The organism is Pseudomonas sp. GOM7 (genome assembly GCF_026723825.1).
Classification (GTDB): domain Bacteria; phylum Pseudomonadota; class Gammaproteobacteria; order Pseudomonadales; family Pseudomonadaceae; genus Aquipseudomonas.
This window is the reverse complement of sequence record NZ_CP113519.1, coordinates 4,997,640-5,015,772: the sequence shown is the minus strand read 5'-3', so window position 1 is coordinate 5,015,772 and position 18,133 is coordinate 4,997,640. Positions and strand designations below refer to the sequence as shown.

General features: G+C 65.2%; 16 protein-coding genes. 11 read left to right on the top strand and 5 right to left on the bottom strand.

Translation table 11 applies throughout. The features are described 5' to 3' along the window. The first annotated feature begins 12 nt into the window (after positions 1 to 12). The 8 genes from OU800_RS22335 to OU800_RS22300 are packed head-to-tail and all read left to right on the top strand — an operon-like array spanning position 13 to position 10,430. Positions 13 to 2,004: an exopolysaccharide transport family protein gene (locus OU800_RS22335; protein WP_268179546.1), complete on the top strand. Its 1,992-nt coding sequence runs from the start codon at positions 13 to 15 to the stop codon at positions 2,002 to 2,004. After that, on the top strand, positions 2,004 to 3,176 hold the full coding sequence (locus tag OU800_RS22330) for a glycosyltransferase (protein ID WP_268179544.1): 1,173 nt from the start codon (positions 2,004 to 2,006) through the stop codon (positions 3,174 to 3,176). The genes OU800_RS22335 and OU800_RS22330 overlap by 1 nt, the downstream gene beginning before the upstream one ends. Continuing rightward, positions 3,173 to 4,501 carry a beta-xylosidase gene (locus OU800_RS22325; protein ID WP_442964723.1) on the top strand — a complete coding sequence of 443 codons (1,329 nt, stop codon included), beginning with the start codon at positions 3,173 to 3,175 and terminating at the stop codon, positions 4,499 to 4,501. Before OU800_RS22330 ends, OU800_RS22325 begins: the two co-directional genes overlap by 4 nt. 8 nt (positions 4,502 to 4,509) lie before the next feature. Further along, complete coding sequence (locus OU800_RS22320; RefSeq protein ID WP_268179542.1) at positions 4,510 to 5,718, top strand: glycosyltransferase family 4 protein; 1,209 nt, start codon at positions 4,510 to 4,512, stop codon at positions 5,716 to 5,718. Next, positions 5,709 to 6,806 carry a glycosyltransferase family 4 protein gene (locus tag OU800_RS22315; RefSeq protein WP_268179541.1) on the top strand — a complete coding sequence of 366 codons (1,098 nt, stop codon included), beginning with the start codon at positions 5,709 to 5,711 and terminating at the stop codon, positions 6,804 to 6,806. The genes OU800_RS22320 and OU800_RS22315 overlap by 10 nt, the downstream gene beginning before the upstream one ends. Further along, entirely contained in the window at positions 6,806 to 8,203 is a 1,398-nt protein-coding gene (locus tag OU800_RS22310) for an O-antigen ligase family protein (RefSeq protein WP_268179540.1), read from the top strand. Before OU800_RS22315 ends, OU800_RS22310 begins: the two co-directional genes overlap by 1 nt. After that, entirely contained in the window at positions 8,200 to 9,012 is an 813-nt protein-coding gene (locus OU800_RS22305) for an acyltransferase (RefSeq protein WP_268179538.1), read from the top strand. The genes OU800_RS22310 and OU800_RS22305 overlap by 4 nt, the downstream gene beginning before the upstream one ends. Positions 9,013 to 9,017: 5 nt before the next feature. Then, positions 9,018 to 10,430, top strand: coding sequence for a lipid II flippase MurJ (locus OU800_RS22300; RefSeq protein WP_268179536.1), 1,413 nt, complete (start codon positions 9,018 to 9,020; stop codon positions 10,428 to 10,430). 4 nt (positions 10,431 to 10,434) lie between these two features. Here OU800_RS22300 and chrA read toward each other — a convergent pair whose 3' ends face one another. The 5 genes from chrA to arsB all read right to left on the bottom strand — a co-directional run bounded on the left by chrA (position 10,435) and on the right by arsB (position 15,962). After that, positions 10,435 to 11,640, bottom strand: a complete 1,206-nt coding sequence (gene chrA / locus OU800_RS22295) for a chromate efflux transporter (protein WP_268184404.1) — start codon at positions 11,638 to 11,640, stop codon at positions 10,435 to 10,437. A gap of 289 nt (positions 11,641 to 11,929) precedes the next feature. Next, positions 11,930 to 13,120: an MFS transporter gene (locus OU800_RS22290; protein ID WP_268179535.1), complete on the bottom strand. Its 1,191-nt coding sequence runs from the start codon at positions 13,118 to 13,120 to the stop codon at positions 11,930 to 11,932. A 485-nt stretch (positions 13,121 to 13,605) separates the two neighbouring features. Beyond that, the gene (locus tag OU800_RS22285) at positions 13,606 to 13,842 is read right to left on the bottom strand and encodes a thioredoxin family protein (RefSeq protein ID WP_268179534.1); all 237 of its coding nucleotides are present in this window, start codon (positions 13,840 to 13,842) and stop codon (positions 13,606 to 13,608) included. Positions 13,843 to 13,866: 24 nt separating this feature from the next. Further along, positions 13,867 to 14,871 carry a permease gene (locus tag OU800_RS22280; RefSeq protein WP_268179533.1) on the bottom strand — a complete coding sequence of 335 codons (1,005 nt, stop codon included), beginning with the start codon at positions 14,869 to 14,871 and terminating at the stop codon, positions 13,867 to 13,869. 11 nt (positions 14,872 to 14,882) lie between these two features. Next, a complete protein-coding gene (gene arsB / locus OU800_RS22275; protein WP_268179532.1) occupies positions 14,883 to 15,962 on the bottom strand; it encodes an ACR3 family arsenite efflux transporter in 1,080 nt (359 codons plus the stop codon). A gap of 105 nt (positions 15,963 to 16,067) precedes the next feature. On the opposite strand from arsB, the gene OU800_RS22270 reads away from it, so the two are divergent. From OU800_RS22270 to OU800_RS22260, 3 genes are read left to right on the top strand one after another with little or no spacing between them, the layout of a single operon-like run. Then, the gene (locus tag OU800_RS22270; RefSeq protein WP_268179531.1) at positions 16,068 to 16,844 is read left to right on the top strand and encodes a metalloregulator ArsR/SmtB family transcription factor; all 777 of its coding nucleotides are present in this window, start codon (positions 16,068 to 16,070) and stop codon (positions 16,842 to 16,844) included. 51 nt (positions 16,845 to 16,895) lie between these two features. Next, positions 16,896 to 17,609 (top strand): arsenical resistance protein ArsH, encoded by a 714-nt coding sequence (gene arsH, locus OU800_RS22265; RefSeq protein ID WP_442964722.1) that lies wholly within the window; start codon positions 16,896 to 16,898, stop codon positions 17,607 to 17,609. 18 nt (positions 17,610 to 17,627) lie between these two features. Further along, positions 17,628 to 18,128 carry a cyclin-dependent kinase inhibitor 3 family protein gene (locus OU800_RS22260; RefSeq protein WP_268179529.1) on the top strand — a complete coding sequence of 167 codons (501 nt, stop codon included), beginning with the start codon at positions 17,628 to 17,630 and terminating at the stop codon, positions 18,126 to 18,128. Positions 18,129 to 18,133: the final 5 nt, after the last annotated feature.

The following is an 18,133-nucleotide window of genomic DNA, read 5'->3' as shown; positions in this document are numbered from 1 at the left end:
GAGTATGTCCAGATGATCGATATCCGCTCCTTCCGCGACCTGCTGCGGTTGTTCTTCATCTTCCGGCGAGAGTTCGAGGCGGCGGTGGTGGTGACCCTGGTGCTGGTGCTGCTGGGTGCATTCCTGCTGCCGACCAAGTACGAATCCAACGCGCGCCTGTTGGTCAAACCGGGCCGCGAGAGCACCACGCTGCCGTTGGAAGTGGCCAACCGCCAGGCGTTGATCGCCCCCAGCACCCAACGCGACCCGATAGTCGACGAAGAGAAGATGCTCACCGGGCGGCCCATCGTGCGCATGGTCGCCGAGCGCTATATCGAGCTGATGGCCAATTACCAACCGCAGGGGGTGTGGAAGACCATCAAGTTCGAGGTCGGCAAGGCGGTCAATGCGGTGATCGATGCGCTGCGCAGCGTGCTGCAGTTGCTCGGGCTGGTGGAGGCGCAATCGCCGGTCGAACGTCTGGCCAAGAAGCTGGAGAAGAACTTCACCGTCGGCCATGAACCCGGTTCGGCGGTCATGGAAATCAGCTTCACCTGGAACGACCCGGCCATTGCCCAGAAAGTGGTGCAGACCTGGGTCGATGTCTACCTCGCGGAGCGTGCCCGTACCCTGGGGCGCAAGAGCCTGCAGGTGTTCTACGAGAACGAGATGCAGCAGGTCGCGGCGCAGATCGACGGCCTCAAGAACGACCTGCGCACGCGCTTGCAGGAGGTCAATGCGGTCAGCGTGCAGGAACGTCTGGAGAACCTCACCAACCAGATCAACCGCCTGGCCGATGCTCGCGCCGAAAGTCTCAACGAGCAGGCCGGTATCGCCAGTTTCCTGGCCGATGCGCGCCTGCAGCTCAAGCGTCAGCCGCAGGAGGTGGTGACCGCGCGTGAGGTCAGCCTCAACCCCAACCAGCTCGACCTCAAGCGCCGCCTCAATGCATTGGAGGAGCAGCGCGCCGGCCTGCTGCGCACCTTCCTGCCCGACACGCCGCCAGTGCGTGAAGTCGACCAGAGCATCGAGCAGATGAAGGCCATGATCGCCAAGGAAGCCGAGCGCATCGAGCGCTCGAAGAACTTCGCGCCGAACGCCATAGTGGCCAATCTGCAGCAGCAGATCATCGACGCCGAGCTGCGCGCCAAGCAGCTGGCTGGGCAGGTCAAGGACTACGATGCGCAGCTCGCCCAGTTGCAGCAGGAGCGCCTGCGCGTCATGGCCGACGAACCGGCGATCACCCGCCTGTTGCTGGAACTGGCCAACGCCGAGAAGAGCTATGCGCTGTATGCCGAAACCCTGGAGAAGGCGCGTATCGACCAGGCGCTGGACAACAGCCAGATCAGCAATATCGCCAAGATCGAAGAGGCTACCTTCAACCCCAGCCGAGTCTTCCCCAAGAGCCTGATGATGCTGCTGCTGGCCCTGCCGGCGGCGCTGGCGGTGGGCCTGCTGACGCTGTATCTGTGCTACCTGATCGACCAGCGCATTCATGACGGCGCGCGCATCGAGACCGTGTTCAAGGTGCCGCTGTGGAGCACCCTGCAGGATCTCGGGCCGCAGCCGTGGAAGCTCGACAGCGCCTTTACCGCCAGCCTCTATCGGCTCTACAGTCATTTGCCGCTCGACCGTGTACAGCAGCAGGGCCTGACCCTGGCGCTGGCGTCGGCGCGACCGGGGGAGGGGGTGCGTTTCGTCACCGAGCACCTTGCTCGCCTGCTGATCGAGCATGGCTACCAGGTGCGCCTGCTGGGCAGCGAGCCGGCCAGGCCGGGCGAGGTGCTGATCCTCAATGCCTCGTCGTTGCTGAGCAACCAGGACGCCTTCCTCGCCCTGCGCCGTGCCGACCTGATCGCCTTGGTGGTGGAGGCCAAGACCAGCACCATCCCGGTGGTGCAGAACGCCTTGTCGCTGTTGCAGACTGGCTTCGGCAAGGTCGACGGCATCATCCTCAACAAGCGCCGCTTCGAGGTGCCGGGCGCCGTGCTGGATCTGTTCAGGCGTCTGCGGGGCGGAGCCTGATGCGCATTGCCCTGCTGGCGCCCTTGCCGCCCGAGCAGACCGGCATCGCCGATTACGCCTGGCACCTGAGTACGGCCTTGCAGGCCGCCGGTGTCGAGGTGCTGTGCCCGCTACGCGGTTGTGGCATGGATGCGCAGCGTAATGCTGCGGCACTCGCCGCCTTCGACTGGAGTTCGGTGGATCTGGCGCATGCCGAGCTGGGCGGTGGACGCCTGGGGGAGTTTCAGGCCTTGCGCTGGTTGCAGAAGCATCAACCGCAGTTGCCCCTGACCGCCACCGTGCACGACCCGGAGCGCTTGGTCTGGCGCCGCGCCAGCCTGCCCTGGGCGCTGCGCTGGCTGGGGCGGCTACCCAGCCCGCTGCCACAACTGGCGGCGCTGCTGGCCGACCCGCTGACCCTGCGCGAAGAGCGCCAGGTGGCGCAGGGCCTGGCAAGGGTGGTGACCCTCACCGAACTGGGTGGCGGCCTGCTGGCCCGGCGCATGCGCCTGCCCGCCGGGCGTCAGCTCAGCATCGCCCACGGCAACCTGCAGATCGCGCCGCAACCGCTGCCAGCGGCCGAGCCGTTGCGCCTGCTGTATTTCGGTTTCATCTATCGCGGCAAGGGTATCGAGGATCTGCTCGATGCCCTGGCAGCCACCTTGCAACGGCGCCCCGAGCTGCATGGGCGCATCCGTCTCACCCTGGCCGGTGGCAGCGCCCCGGAGATCGCCTTCGGCCCCCGTGGTAACTACCTCGACGAGCTGCGTGCACGGGCCCGTGCCCTGCGTCTGGAGGGGTGCCTGGACTGGTCGCTGGATCTGCCGGCCAGCGACATCGCCGCCTGCATTCAGGCGCACCATGTGCTGGTGCTGCCCTATCGTGAATCGAAGAAGCTCAGCCTGCTCGGCGAGATGCGTGGCACCAGCGGCGCGCTGTCCTGGGCCAATGCCTGCGGGCGCGGGGCGATCACCTCCGACGCCCGCGCCTTCGCCGAAGAAGTGCGCGGCGGCAATGGCCTGACCTACCCGCAGGGCAACGTCGAAGCCTTGTCGGCCTGCATCGAACAGGCGGCCGAGACGCCGCAGCGGGTCGCCCAGTGGGCCGAGCGCGCGGCCGAGATCGGCGCGGCCCGTGCCTGGCCCAAGACGGCCGAGCGTTTTCGCCAACTCTTCGCAGAGGTATGTGCATGATCAGCCCATGGTTTTCCCGTCTGGCGCTGCTGGCGGGGCTGACGCTCGGCCTGGCCGGCTGTGGCATGAGCCAGCCGGCCCAGGCCGAGGCCACGCAACTGAAGGCGCCGCGTGCGGTGGTCTGGAAGGACTTTCTCGGGGTCAATGCGCACTTTCTCTGGTTCAGCCCCGAGCAATACCGCGAGCAGATGCAGCGCCTGCGCGATCTGGGCCTGGAGTGGACGCGCATCGATCTGCACTGGGATCGCCACGAGCCCAAGGAAGGTCGCTACCGCCTGGGTGAGCTGGATCAACTGGTCGCTGACCTCAAAGCGCAGCAGCTCAAGTCGGTGTTCTACCTGGTCGGTTCGGCGCCCCATGCCACCAGCGCGCCGCCCGGCTCGCCGACGCCGGATCAGTACCCACCGCGCGACCCGCGCGTGTTCGCCGAGCGCATGGCCATGCTGGCCAAGCGTTACCCCAGTGTCGATGCCTGGCAGGTGTGGAACGAACCGAACCTGCCCTCGTTCTGGCGCCCCCACGAGGATCCAGAAGGCTATGGCCGCTTGTTGCAGGTGACCACCCAGGCGCTACGCCAGGCCGTGCCGGACAAGCCGGTGGTGATGGGTGGCATGGCCTACTACAGCCAGATGCCGGTCAAGGGCGGGTTGATGCTGGAAAGCCTGGGCAAGCTGGGTGTGCAGCAACTGGGCACCATCGTCGCCTATCACCCCTATTCACAGACTCCGGAAACCGACGAGCCCGGCGCGCGCGATTTCGTGCTGCGCAGCCAGCAGCTCAACGCCACCCTGCGCGGTGCGCAGGTGCCGCAGATCTGGGCCACCGAATGGGGCTGGTCGAGCTACAGTGGGCCGAAGGAATTGCAGGAAATTATCGGTGATCAGGGCCAGGCGGACTACGTGCTGCGCCGTCTGGCACTGATGAGCGCGCTGGACTACGACAAGGTATTCCTCTTCGCCCTGTCCGACCTTGACAGCCGCGCGTCGGCGCGTGATCAGCATTACGGCCTGCTCGATCTGCAAGGCAAACCCAAGCCGGTCTATCTGGCCCTGCAGCGCTTCCTCAAGCTGACCGGGCCGCGCCTGGAACCGGCGGACGCCCCCACGCTGGAAGCGACCCCCGATGACCTGTTCAGCGTTGCCTGGCAGCGCGAGGACGGCAAGCATGTCTGGCTGTTCTGGAGCGAAAGCTCGGCACCGTTGCACTTGCCGCAGATCAGCGCCGCCGAACTGCACGACCCGTTGGCAGGCAACCAGACGGCCCTGAGCGAGGCAGGTGGCATTCGCCTGCAGGCCAAGCCCAGCCTGCAGATGCTGGTGTGGTGAGAGCGAGCATGCGCGTGCTGTGGATCGTGCCCTATCTGCCCTGGCCAACCACCAGTGGCGGCAAGACGCGCCAGTACCAGTTGCTGCGCGCCCTGGCCGCGCGCGGCCATCGCATCACCCTGCTGGTGCAGTCCAAGACGGCGCTGGACGATGAGTGCCGGCAGCGCCTCGAACCCTTGCTCGAACGCCTGGTCGTGCTGCCGCGGCGCAACCTGCGCAGCCCTCTGACCCTGCTGGCGGCGCTGTTTGCCCCCTGGCCGCTGCTGGCTTCGGTCAATGGTCTGTCCGGCGCCCTGCGCGAGCGCTTCGACAGCCTGCTGGCCGAGGGCGGCTGGGACGTGGTGCAGGTCGAGCACAGTTATGGCTTCCAGCCGCTGGCCGGCCCGTTGGCGCGGCGCGGCCAGCCCTTCGTGCTCACCGAACACAACCTGGAGTCGGCACTGGGTGCGGCCACCTATGACCGCTTCCCTGACTGGCTGGCGCCCTTCGTGCGGTATGACCAATGGCGCGCACGGCGTTGGGAGCGCCGCGTTTTCGACCAGGCACGGCATGTGGTCGCCGTGACCGAGGCCGATGCCCAGGCCATGCGCCGCCTGACCGACACGCCGGTGGCGGTGGTGGTCAATGGTGTCGACTGCCAGGCCTTCGCCCAGGTGCAGGCGGCGACCGGCAGCCAGCGCATCCTGTTCGTCGGCAACTACGAATACGCGCCCAACTGCGATGCCGTGCAGTGGGCGCTGGACGAAATCCTGCCACGGCTCTGGCAGGCCTGCCCGCGGGCGCGCTTCGTTGTCGCCGGCCATGCCCTGCCGTCGGCCTGGGCGCAGCGCTGGCCCGATCCGCGTATCGAGTGGCTGGGCTTCGTCGCCGATCTGCCGAGCGTGCAGGCCGAGTGTGCGGCGTTTCTCGCACCGTTGCGCCATGGCGGCGGCTCCAAGCTCAAGGTGATCGAAGCCCTGGCCGCTGGCCTGCCAGTGGTGAGCACGGCGCAGGGGGTGTCCGGGTTGGCGGTCGAGGCGCGGCGTGACTACCTGGCCGGCGAGACGGCTGCTGAGCTGGCCGCCGCCCTGGCCGAGGTGCTGGCCGATGCCGAGCAGGCCGCCGCTCTGGCTGCCAATGGCCGCGCCTACGTGCGCCGCGAGCATGACTGGGCCGGTGCGGCCGAGCGGCTCGAGGCGGTTTATCGGCAGATCGAGCAGGAGCGGGTATGCGCGTAGGCCTGGATTACCGACCGGCGACCGTCGCCCCGGCCTCGGGTATCGGGCGCCAGGTGCTGGCGCAGGAGCAGGCGTTACTGACGCTGCCTGACACCGAGCTGGTGCGCTTCACTGAAGCGCCGCTGGATCATCCGCAGCGTGCCACGGCCTGCTGCCCGGAGTGGGCCAGCCCCTTGCAGGGCCTGCAACGACCGCAGGTGCGCTGGCGCTTCGAGGCCAGGTTCCTGCCCCGCGCCCTGCACGAGGCGCGCATCGACCTGTATATCGCCACGGCCAACATGGGCCTGCCCCTGGGGCGCAAGCGCGGGCGCAAACAGGTGCTGGTGCTGCATGACCTGTTCCAGCTCACCGAACGCAATTTCCATCGCTCACGCCTCAAGGCACTGGTCTATCGCGGCATCGACGGCTTGTCCATCGCCTGGTCGGTGCTGATGGCCGATCGCATCTGGTGCCCCTCGCAGTTCTCGGCGGACGAAGCGGCGCGGCTGTTCCCCTTCGCCCGCAACAAGCTGCGCGTGCTGCCCAATCTGGTGCCGGGCTTCGCCACCGCGGCGGCGCAGTTGCCGGACGATCTGCCCGAGCGCTTCTGGCTGGCCGTGGGCACCCGCGAGCCGCGCAAGAACATGGCGCTGTTCCTCGACTGCTGGCAGCAGGCGCGCCGGCAGTCGGCGCAGGTGCCGGCGCTGGTTCTGGTCGGCCATGCCGAGGATGTGGCGCCTGAGCTGCGCGAACTGCCCGGCCTGCATTGGCGCAGCGGTTTGAGTGAGGCGCAGTTATGCGGTCTGTATCAGCGCGCCGAATGCCTGTGGCAGCCTTCCTATGGCGAAGGCTTCGGCTTGCCGGTGGTGGAGGCGCTGAGCGTCTCCACGCCGGTCGCTGCCGCCACTGGCTCGGCCCTGGATGAAGTGTTGCCGCCCGGTAGCCCGCGCTTCGCCCCGCACGATCGCCAGGCCCTGCTCGGCTGCCTGCTGCAGGTAGCCGCGCAGCCACCTGCACGCACGGCAGAGTTGGCCGAATGGGCGCGGCGTTATGAGTTTCCGGCCTACAGCCGGCGTCTGAATGAACTTGTCATGGAGTTGTCGCGCTGATGGCCATGGGATTACCTGTCGCGCTGATTCTCGGCGTGTTGTTCGGTGTGCTGCTGTGGTTCCTCAGCGTCGGCAAGCTGCTGGTGCTGCTGGCCGGCGGCGCCCTGACCCTGACCCTGCTGCGCAAGCCGCTGTGGGGCCTGCTGCTGTTCGCCGTGCTGGCCACCAGCATCCCTTACACCACGGTGCAGGTGGGCATCCGCACCACCATCAGCGAGGCGGTACTGGGCCTGACCTGGCTGGCGCTGCTCTGGCAGGCCTTCATCGGCCGCAGCCGTGGCCTGCTGCAATGGCGCCCGGTGGAGCGCACCCTGCTGTGGCTGATGCTGTTCAGCACCCTGCCGTTCGTGGTTGGCATGATCATCATCGATGCCGACGGTAACGGCCCGGTGAACTGGGTGCGTTGGTTGATGAACCTGTCGCTGCTGTTCATGGTGCCGCTGTTGCTGCGCAGCGAGCGTGACCGCGATCAACTGATCGTGGCCCTGCTGCTGGGCAACCTGGCCATGCTCTGCCTGTCGATATTCATCTTCCTCAAGGATCGTGACGCCACCACCATGATCCCGATTCTCACCGACCTCAAGTACGCCCACCCCGAGGCGGTCAGAGACATCTTCTCGGCCAACTACCAGCGCATGGCCTCGCCCTGGGTGCACCCGAACCTGACCGGCGGCATCCTCGCCCTGTTCGTGCCGCTGGCGCTGCTCTACGGCTGGACGCGCAAGGGCTGGCGGCGCCTGCTGGGGCTGTCGGTGGCGCTGCTGGGCTGCGCCGGCCTGCTGTTCAGCATCTCCCGTGGCGCCATCGTCTCGCTGGCTCTGGTGCTGCTGTGGCTGACCTACAAGCGCACGCCCTACAGCGGGCGCATCCTCGGTCTGGGCATCGCTTTCGGCGCGGCGCTGGTGCTGTTCTACCCGCCGCTGCAGGAGCGTCTGCTGACCATGTTCTCGCCGAGCAACGCCAGTACCGAGGTGCGCTTCCTGGAGTACGCCATGTTCCCCGAGGCGATGGCGCGCTATCCGCTGGGCATCGGCTTCAAGGTCGACCCGCCTGTGCCGGGAAGCGGCCTGCTGGGCATTTCCAACCTGTGGCTGAACTTCATCTACAAGATCGGCATTCCCGGCATGCTGCTGTTCGTCGCCGTGACCCTGCTGTGGTGGCGTGAGGTCAGGCCGATGGGCGCGGTACGCCGCATCGATGCCGACAATGCCATCTGGCTCGGCAGCACGGCGGGTGTGCTGGCGGCCATCCTCACCGGCCTGTTCGACCATTACTACAGCTTCACCTACGTCATCATCGCGCTGTTCTGGCTGCTCATGGGCCTCAGCCTGCAGGTGGCTCGCCTGCACCCGGAACTGCGTGATGCCAGCGACTCTCACAGGGAATCCTCGCCATGAAACACCGTGTCAGGCTGCGTTCGGATCTGCGTGCGCAACTGGATGATTACGCCGCCAAGCTGGGCGTGACGCGCGACGAGCTGGAGCGCGCGCTGCAGTGGATGTTCGAGCATGACGTGGCCTTCGACGAGAGCGGCGTCTACGCCATCAGCTCGGTGGATATAGAGCCACGTATCGAGAACCCCCTGGCGCGACGCTTCTACGCCTTGCTCAAGACCGAGATTCCCGCGCGTTACTTCGTGCCGCTGTATGGCAAGAACTGGGCGACGCTCAGGGATCGCTGGCTGCGCGCCTGGGAGCAGGCCTACAACATCCTGATCAACAAGATCCCCAGCCACCATGTGCGCATCTGGTGGCTACGTGCCGGTGGCGCGAAGATCGGCAAGGGCAGCTCGATCTGGCGCAACACCGAGGTGCTGGGGGTGGAGAACCTGGTGATCGGCGACGACAGCGTGATTGCCTGGCACTGCCAGGTCGATGCCCGTGCCGGGCTGGTGATCGGCGACCATGTGGCGATCGCCTCGCACGTGCTGATCATCGCCGGCACCCATGATCTGGCCGCCCCCGAGTTCTGGTCGATTTCCGCGCCCATTTACATCGACGACTATGCCTGGATCGCCAGCCGCGCGCTGATCGGCCAGGGTTCGCACATCGGCCGTGGCGCGGTGGTCACCGCCAACACCGTGGTGGCCAAGGAGGTGGCGCCGTACAAGATCGTCGGTGGCAGCGGCGCCAAGATCATGGGCGAGCGCCCGCACGACCTCAATTACAAGGTCGGCGGCAAGGGCCTGTTCACCTTGTTCCACTAATAGCCATGTTCAACAGCACGCTGTGGCTGACGCTGGCGACCCTGGCCGGTCTGGGCCTGGGTTTTGCCCGCGAATGGCTGCTGGTCACCTCCTGGGGCGCGGGGGGGCGCAGCGACGCCTTCATCGTCGCGCTGTTCCTGCCGGAGGCCCTGCGCATGGCGCTGGCCGGTGGCTTGCTGGCCGCTGCCGCGCTGCCGTTGTATGGCCAGCGTGACGAGCAGCAGCGCCGGCGCTGGCTGAATGCGGTCAGCCCCGGGTTGCTGCTGATTGCCCTGGCGCTCTGGGCGCTGCTGGCTTTGGCCGCGCCGCTGTGGGTACGCCTGATCGGCCCGGGCCTCGGCGAGCAGGCGCGGCAGGTGGCCGGCGACAGCCTGGCGCTGCTGGCGGCCTGCGTGCCCGGCCTGATGCTGCACGCGCTGCTGAGCATACCGCTGCAGGCGCGCGAGCGTTTCGTTCTGGTGGGCCTGGGCTCGCTGATGTTCAACCTGCCGGCCGTCGCCTACCTGGCCTGGCGCGGCGCTGCCAGCCAGCCGGCGGAACTGGCACTGGCCTGCGTGCTGGGTAGCCTGTTGATGCCGCTGTCGCTGCTACCCTCGGCGTGGCGCCTGGGTTGGCGGCCCCTGGCGCGGGAACGTGAGCATGGCGCCGCGCGCGAATTGCTGGGGCGAATGGGCCCACTGCTGGCCAGCAACCTGGCCAGCCACGGCCTGGCGCTGCTGGAGCGCATGGTCGCCAGCCTGCTGGGCGAGGGCGTGGTCACCTGGGTCAACCTGGCGCGCAAGCTGATCAACCTGCCGCTGATCGCCCTGATGAATCTCAATCAGGTGCTGCTCGGCATGATGAGCGCGCGTCAGCCGGGTGCCCGTCTGGCGCTGCTGCACCAGGGCCTGGCCGCCGCCACCCTGTTCAGCTTGCCGGCCTCCTTCGGCCTGATCGCCGCCAGCCCCACCTTCATTCTGTGGCTGCTGCCGACCGACGTGGCGGCCGGGCCATTACCGCTGTTACTGGCCTGGTTCTCCGTGCCGCTGGTGTTCGGCGCCTGGAACGCATTGCTGGCGCGCTACGCCTATGCCGCTGGCGATACCGCGTTACCCTTGCGCTGCGAGCTGTTCGGTGGCGCCATCAATGCTCTGTTGCTGTTGAGCCTGCCGTTTCTCTTCGGTGCGCCTGGCATCGCCCTGGCTGCCTTGGGTGGGGTAATCACCACGGGGCTGGCGTTGTTGCAACGCCAGGGGCTGCTGGGTGCCGTGCGCTGGCGCCAGCAGGGCATCGTCAGCGTGCTGCTGCTGGGCCTGGCTGCCGTGCTGGTGCATCCGCTGCCGGCGGGTATCGGCCAATTGCTGCTGGCCACGGCCGGTAGTGCGCTGGTGCTGGCGGGTGTCGCTGTCTGGTTACGGCCCTGGCGTATGCAGGGCTGACCGATCACACAGCCAGGCTCAGCAGTCCTCCCGCAACACCACTGGCGATCACCACCAGCCAGGGCGGCAGCTTCCAGAACAGCAGCGCGACCAGCGCCACCAGGGCCAGGGCGAAGTCCAGCGGGCCGTGAATCGCGCTCGTCCACACTGGCTGGTAAAGCGCGGCCAGTAGCAGGCCGACCACGGCGGCATTGACGCCTTGCAAGGCGGCCTGGGTGCGCAGGCTGTGGCGCAGGCGCTCCCAGAACGGCAGCGCGCCGGCCACCAGCAGGAAGGCTGGCAGGAAGATCGCCAGCAGGGCGATCAGCCCACCCAGCCAGCCGTTGGGCGCCGGGTTCATCGAGGCGCCGAGAAAGGCGGCGAAGGTGAACAATGGCCCCGGCACCGCCTGCGCCGCGCCATACCCGGCGAGGAAGGCCGTGTTGTCCACCCAGCCATTGGGTACCACTTCGGCCTGCAACAGCGGCAGCACCACATGGCCGCCACCGAAGACCAGCGAGCCGGCGCGGTAGAAGGCGTCCACCAGTGCCAGGGTCTGGCTCGGGAACAGCGCTGTCAGCAGCGGCAGCCCGACCAGCAGGAGGACGAACAGCGCCAGCCAGAACAGGCCAACGCCAGGCCGAACGCTGATCGACAGGGCTTCATGGGCTTCGCTTTGCTGCGGCTTGAACAGCAGCAGGCCGAGGATGGCGGCCAGCAGGATGACTCCGACCTGGCTCCAGGCGGAAGGCAGCAGCAGTACCAGGCAAGTGGCCGCTGCCATGATGCTGATGCGCGGCGCATCGGGGCACAGGTTGCGTGCCATGCCCCACACCGCCTGCGCCACCACCGCCACGGCCACCACCTTGAGCCCTTGCAGCACGCCAGCGGGCAGCACATCGCCATAGCTGGCGATGCCGAGGGCGAAGAGGATTAGGGCCAGCGCCGAGGGCAGGGTGAAGCCCAGCCAGGCCGCCAGGGCGCCGCCATAACCGGCACGCGACAGCCCCAGCGCCAGGCCGACCTGGCTGCTGGCCGGGCCGGGCAGGAACTGGCAGAGGGCGACCAGATCGGCATAGCTGCGCTCGCTCAGCCATTGCCGGCGCACCACGAACTCGTCGCGAAAATAGCCGAGATGCGCGATCGGTCCACCGAAGGCGGTCAGCCCTAGGCGCAGAAAGATCAGAAATACGGCCCAGGGCGATCGATCGGTTGCGAGAGGAGCGTGCATGAGCATTCGTTCGGCTATAGATAAGCGGCCACGATAATCGAATTTGGTGAATGAAGTACGACAATGGCGGCCAGGGCTGGCCTGGTTGAAGCCGAGCACTTCGACCTCGGTGCCTTCGCGGCGCAGCTTGACCACCACCATGATCATCACGGCGATCAGGTTCAAAGCAGTCATGCTGTCAGGCCCTGAGCAGCCAGAGCGATAAGCGGGACCGGGGCCTATCACAGGATTCGTGATGGGACGAACTGCAGGTTCAAGGCTCCTTGTCAGGCCCGCAGGCTATGTCTAGTTACTTGCTGGGGAGGCGCCAGCATGACAGCAACCCCACAAAAGCGATCCCAGCAAGCAGCGCCAGTAATGTCTCAGCGCTGAAAGCGTCCAGGATCATCGCAGCGCCTATTGGCCCAACCGCCTGTGCAACCAGCATCGGCCTGGCGAGCAAGCCCATTCGTATTCCATAACCTGCGGGGCCGAACAGCACCAGTGGCAAGGTGCCTCGGGTAATGGTCAGGATGCCATTGCCTGCGCCGTATAAAGCAATTGCCATGAATGCCAGCCAAGGCTGCGCCGGTAGCAGCAGAACTATTCCGATCAGGCATAGCAGCACACCCAGTCGGGTGGCCCAGGTGGGATGTAGCCCCTGGCCCCAGGTGAATTCGGCGATGCGTCCTGCGACTTGTGCCGGCCCGATGACCATCCCGATGGCCAAGACCGTGGTGGCCGCTATGCCGAGCAGTTTGAGTACATCCAGCAGATGTACCGAAACGCTCGATGTCACTAACGATTGAAGTGTTAGTAGCAACGCGAGCAGAAGAAATAGTTGGCGGTAGGCAGATGGTTGGAGGTTCCCCACGTTTATCTCGGTGCTGCCAGTAGCGGTGGCAGGGGCAGTCTGCGTTCTGGGAACAAAAGACAGATATATCGGCACGCCTATTAGTAGGTGGGCTCCCGCCATCACGAAACAAGCGCCTCGCCAGCCCAGCTCATGCTCCAGATAGGCTAGAAGGGGCCATCCCACAGTACTAGCGAAGCCTCCCAGCAGCGTGAGACCGCTGATGGATGAGCGTGCCGTCGAGCCCAGCAAGCGGCCCAGCGTGGCGAATGCGGCGTCATATAAACCCGCTGCCATGGCGAAGCCGATAATCGTCCATGCCAGGTAGTAGACTGCGAGATATTGAGCTGCGCCCATGAGAGCAAGGCCCAATGCCATGAAGATCGAGCTGGCTGCCAGAATCGAGCGACCGCCATATCGGTCGATCATGCGCCCGATCTTGGGTGAGCATGCCCCTGCAACCAGCAAGCCCAGGGAAAGCCCCATCACCACGTGCGTAATCGACCAACCGGTGGTCTGAGAGATAGGACTGGCCAGCACCGCAGGTAGATAGTAGGTCGAACTCCAGGCCAGTATCTGACCAACCCCCATGGCACCCACCAGGCGAACTCGGTTGAGCTGGGCTTCAGTGGGGGCAGCTTGAGGCATATTCAAAGGTATCCAGTTGCTCGGTATCACGGCTACCGAATGGGTGGTATGTGCTGACGCAGATTATCCGGACAGCCTGAAGATGCTGCGCATCACCTGCGCTCAGACGCTAAGGGCAGCATATAAGGCTGCTCGGCCTGACGCTGAAAAAAGAGAAGCCGCCCGAAGGCGGCTGCGAGTACTGGCGGGATTGCCTCCAGGCGCTTGATCGCTACTGCCGCAGGTAATCCTTGAGGGCCTGCTCATCAGCTCATTTGACCGTCATGCCATCCGGGCCGCTACCAATGTCGGTGAACTGCTTGGCCGGCTCGCCGCTGGCTTTGAAGTCCTTCAGTTCCTGAAACTTCTCGCGAAATACCCACGGACGGCCGTCCTCGATTTCGGTGACGAGGCCGGGCCTGTCGTACTGGCTGGCCAGCGCGGTGCCGGCTAAGCGCCTGTAAGGTTCTATGTCAAATTGACATCTGCCATAGATTTCACCGTGCTCAGCTCTTCTTCAGCAGCGCTTCCAGCTCAGCGGGGCTGAGTACCTTGCCCATCGAGACTACCTGCTCGTCGATGGCTAGTGCGGGGGTCGACATCACACCCATGGCCGCGATTTCGGCGATATCCGTGACCTTGACGATCTCGGCCTCGCACTTGAGGTTGGCCAACGCGGCCCGCGTATTTTCGGTGAGGGTGACGCACTTTTTGCAGCCCGTGCCGAGGATTTTGATGATCATGGTGGTTCTCTTGGGGAGAGTGGATCAGAGGAACAGGTAGGCGAAGCTATTGAACAGATAACCGATCAGCATGATGCCGATGACCACGATGGCGAAGAACAGAGCCAGCAGCGGAGCCTTGACGACCTTCTTGAGCATGATCAGCGAGGGCAGAGACAGCGCAGTCACCGCCATCATGAACGCCAGCACGGTGCCCAGACCTACACCTTTACCGACCAGTGCTTCGGCTATTGGCAGCGTGCCGAAAATGTCGGCGTACATCGGCACACCGACCAGCGTCGCCAATGGCACCGACCACCAGTTATCTCGCCCGATCAGGGCACTGATCAGGTCCTGTGGAATCCAGTTGTGAATCGCCGCGCCGATACCAACGCCGATCAGGATATACAGCCATACGCGCTGGATGATCTCGGCAACCTGCTCGCGGGCGTAGCTCATGCGATCAGCCAGGCTTAGTTCTTCCTGGGGTAGGTCGAGCGCCTTGTGCTGGGTGACGAACGACTCGACGTAGCCTTCCATTCGCGCCCGGCCAATCAGGGTACCGCCGAGCACCGCCAGCACGATGCCGACGACCACGTAGGCCAGGGCAATCGACCAGTTGAAGACGCTCGCCAGCAGGATCATCGAGGCCAGGTCGACCAGTGGTGAGGAAATCAGGAAGGAGAAGGTCACCGCCAGCGGCAGCCCCGAACTGGTGAAACCGATGAACAACGGAATCGACGAGCACGAGCAGAAGGGGGTGACCGTACCGAGTAGTGCGCCGGTGAGGTTGGCGCGCAAGCCGCGCATGCCGCCCAGAATCCTGCGGGTACGCTCTGGCGGGAAGTAGCTCTGCACCCAGGAGATGCTGAAGATCAGCACCGACAGCAGGATGAAGATCTTGATCACGTCGTAGATGAAGAAGTGCAGGCTGCCGCCGAGGCGGCTGCTCATGTTCAGGCCAAACACCTCTTCCACCAGCAACTGGACGAGATGGGCCAGCCAGTCCATACGCAGGAGCTGGTCATTCAGCCACTGGAAAATCTCCATGGATCCTTACCTCAGCGCGATGGCAGGGCGCGTTCGTACCAGTTGCGGCTCTTGTTGACCATGCGTACCAGCCAGAGCATCACCGGTACCTCGATCAGCACACCGACCACGGTGGCCAGCGCGGCGCCGGAGTCGAAACCGTAGAGCACGATGGCCACCGCCACGGCCAGCTCGAAGAAGTTGGACGCGCCGATCATGGTCGAGGGGCCGGCCACATCATGGCGCACCTTGAGCGAACGGTTGAGCCAGTAACCGAGCGCGGCAATGAGCAGTGTCTGCAGCAGGATCGGCACGGCCAGCATGCCGATCACCAGGGGCTGCTCGACGATGGCCTGGCCCTGGAAGGAAAACAGCAACACCAGGGTGGCCAGCAGGGCGAGGATGGAGAAGGGAGCGATCTTCGCCAGGGCTGCGTCGAAGGCAGGCTTGCCGCGTTTGAGCAGGTGGGCGCGCACGGCCTGGGCGATGGCCAGGGGGATGACGATGTACATCAGCACCGACAGCAGCAGGGTATTCCAGGGTACCGGGATCGACGACACGCCCAGCAGCAGGGCAACGATGGGGGCGAAGGCGAACACCATCACCAGATCGTTGAGGGCCACCTGGCTGATGGTGAAGTTGGCATTGCCGCCACACAGGTTGCTCCACACGAACACCATCGCCGTACAGGGCGCGGCGCCAAGCAGGATCAGCCCGGCCATGTAGCTGTCGAGCTGGTCGGCCGGCAGCCAGTCGGCGAACAGGATCTTGATGAACAGCCAGCCGATCAGAGCCATGGAGAAAGGCTTGACCACCCAGTTGATGAACAGGGTGACGCCGATGCCGGCTTTCTGCCCGCGCACTTCATGCAGCGAGCCGAAGTCGATCTTCATCAGCATGGGGATGATCATTACCCAGATCAGCAGGCCGACCGGGATGTTCACCTGGGCAATCTCCATGGCGCCCACCGCCTGGGCGGCCTGCGGAGCGACCAGGCCGAGTGCCGTACCGGCCGCGATACAGAGGAACACCCACAGAGTCAGGTAACGCTCGAAGAACCCCAGGGGCGCACCTGCGGATTGCTTCAGGGCGGTTTCACACGTATTTGTCATCTTGGTTGCCTATGCTCGTCATGACCGAATGACTCAACATATTCGCTTTACTGCATATATGTAAAATAATATATTTGCTCATGTGCCTCCTTGACGGAAATCAACATGAGTCAGAAAAAGCGTGTCCTGTTCCTCTGCGTGGCCAACTCGTCGCGCTCGCAGATGGCCGAAGCGCTGCTGCGCCATACCGACTCCGAACATTTTGAAGCCTTCAGTGCGGGCACCGCGCCCACTGAGGTAGACCCGCGCACCCGCGATGCGCTGGAGCACCTTGGCGTTTCCACCGCCGGGCTGTTCAGCAAGTCCGTCGAGCAGGTGGCGGGCGAGCCGTTCGACTATGTGATCACGCTATGCGACAAGTCGGCGCTGGAGTGCCTGGCGCTTCCCGGTACTGGCGAGTACATCGCCTGGAACTTCGAGGACCCGGTGACCAGCTCGCAGAGGGACGCCTATCGCAAGACACTGCACGAGATCCACGAGCGGATAAAAATGTTCGTGCTGATCAAGAGCAAGCCAGCCAGTGCTGCCAATGACGACATGACCCCCACTGAGCTGTTCAAGTGCCTGGCCGATGAGACACGAGCGCGTATCGCCATGCTCGTTACCCTGGAGCAGGAGCTGTGCGTCTGTGAGCTGACCGAGGCCCTGGAAGAGGCCCAGCCGAAAATCTCGCGGCACCTGGCGCTATTACGCAGTTGCGGCCTGCTGGAAGATCGCCGCAACGGTCAGTGGGTGTACTACCGCCTGCACCCGCAACTGCCCGAGTGGGTCAGGGATGTGCTCAAACGAACCCTCGACAGCAATGCCGAGTGGTTGCGCCCGGATGTCCAGCGTCTGTGGCAGATGCGCGAGCGCCCTGGGCGCAAGCCGGCCTGTGACTGAGCGGCGAGCCTCGTGAAGATCCTGTTCTGACCCCATTCCTGGAGCGACATCGTGCAAGACGACCTGCCCAACGCCGACCTGCAACTGCTCGATCTGCCGAGCGAGGACAAACTCGCCGTCGAGTCGGCCTCGACCCATGCGCCGCGCATCCTGCTGCTGTACGGCTCGACTCGCGAGAAGTCTTTCAGCCGGTTGCTGACCGAGGAAGCCGCGCGCCTGTTGCAGCACTTTGGTGCCGAGACGCGCATCTTCGACCCGCGCGGCCTGCCGCTGCCGGACGATGCGCCGGAAAGCCACCCCAAGGTGCAGGAGCTGCGCGAACTGATGCAGTGGTCGGAGGGCCAGGTGTGGTGCTCCCCCGAGCGCCACGGCTCGATGACAGCCGTGTTCAAGGCGCAGATCGACTGGGTGCCGCTGGCCATGGGCGCGGTTCGTCCGACCCAGGGCAAGACCCTGGCGGTGATGCAGGTTTGCGGTGGCTCGCAGTCGTTCAACGTGGTCAACCAGTTGCGCGTACTGGGGCGCTGGATGCGCATGTTCACCATCCCCAACCAGTCCTCGGTGCCCAAGGCCTTCATGGAGTTCGACGCCGAGGGTCGGATGAAACCGTCCTCGTTCTACGACCGCCTGGTGGACGTGATGGAGGAACTGGTCAAGTTCACCCTGCTGCTGCGTGACCGCTCCGACTACCTGGTCGACCGTTATTCCGAGCGCAAGGAGTCGGCCGAAGAACTGTCCAAGCGTGTCAACCAGCGCGCCATCTGAGCGAAGGAACTGCCCGCCATGACTCATCCCTACGACATCCTGCGCGTGCCCGGCCTGGCTGGCGCGCTGATCTTCACGCCCTGTCCAGGCACCCGTGAGACCACGCTCGAACAGGCGTTGTTGGCGCTCAAGCAAGCCGGTGCAGCCGGCGTGATCACGCTGATGCCGCACAACGAGCTGGCCGCCAGCGGTGCCGGGCAGATCGCTCAGCAGTGCCAGGCTTTGGATCTGGCTTGGTACCACCTGCCGGTGGCCGACGAACAAGTGCCACTGGAGGACTTCGGCGAGGGTTGGAGGGCGTCCCGTCAGGCGCTCGTCGAGCACCTGCGTGGCGGTCGCTCGCTGGCCATCCACTGCAAGGGCGGCTCCGGGCGCACCGGCCTGATTGCCGCACGCCTTCTCATCGAAGCCGGTATCGTGCGCTCAGAGGCCATCGCCCTGGTGCAGGCGTTGCGGCCCAAGGCCATCCAGCATCCGGCACACCTCAATTGGATCAACCAGTTCGACACGACCCACTGACAGAG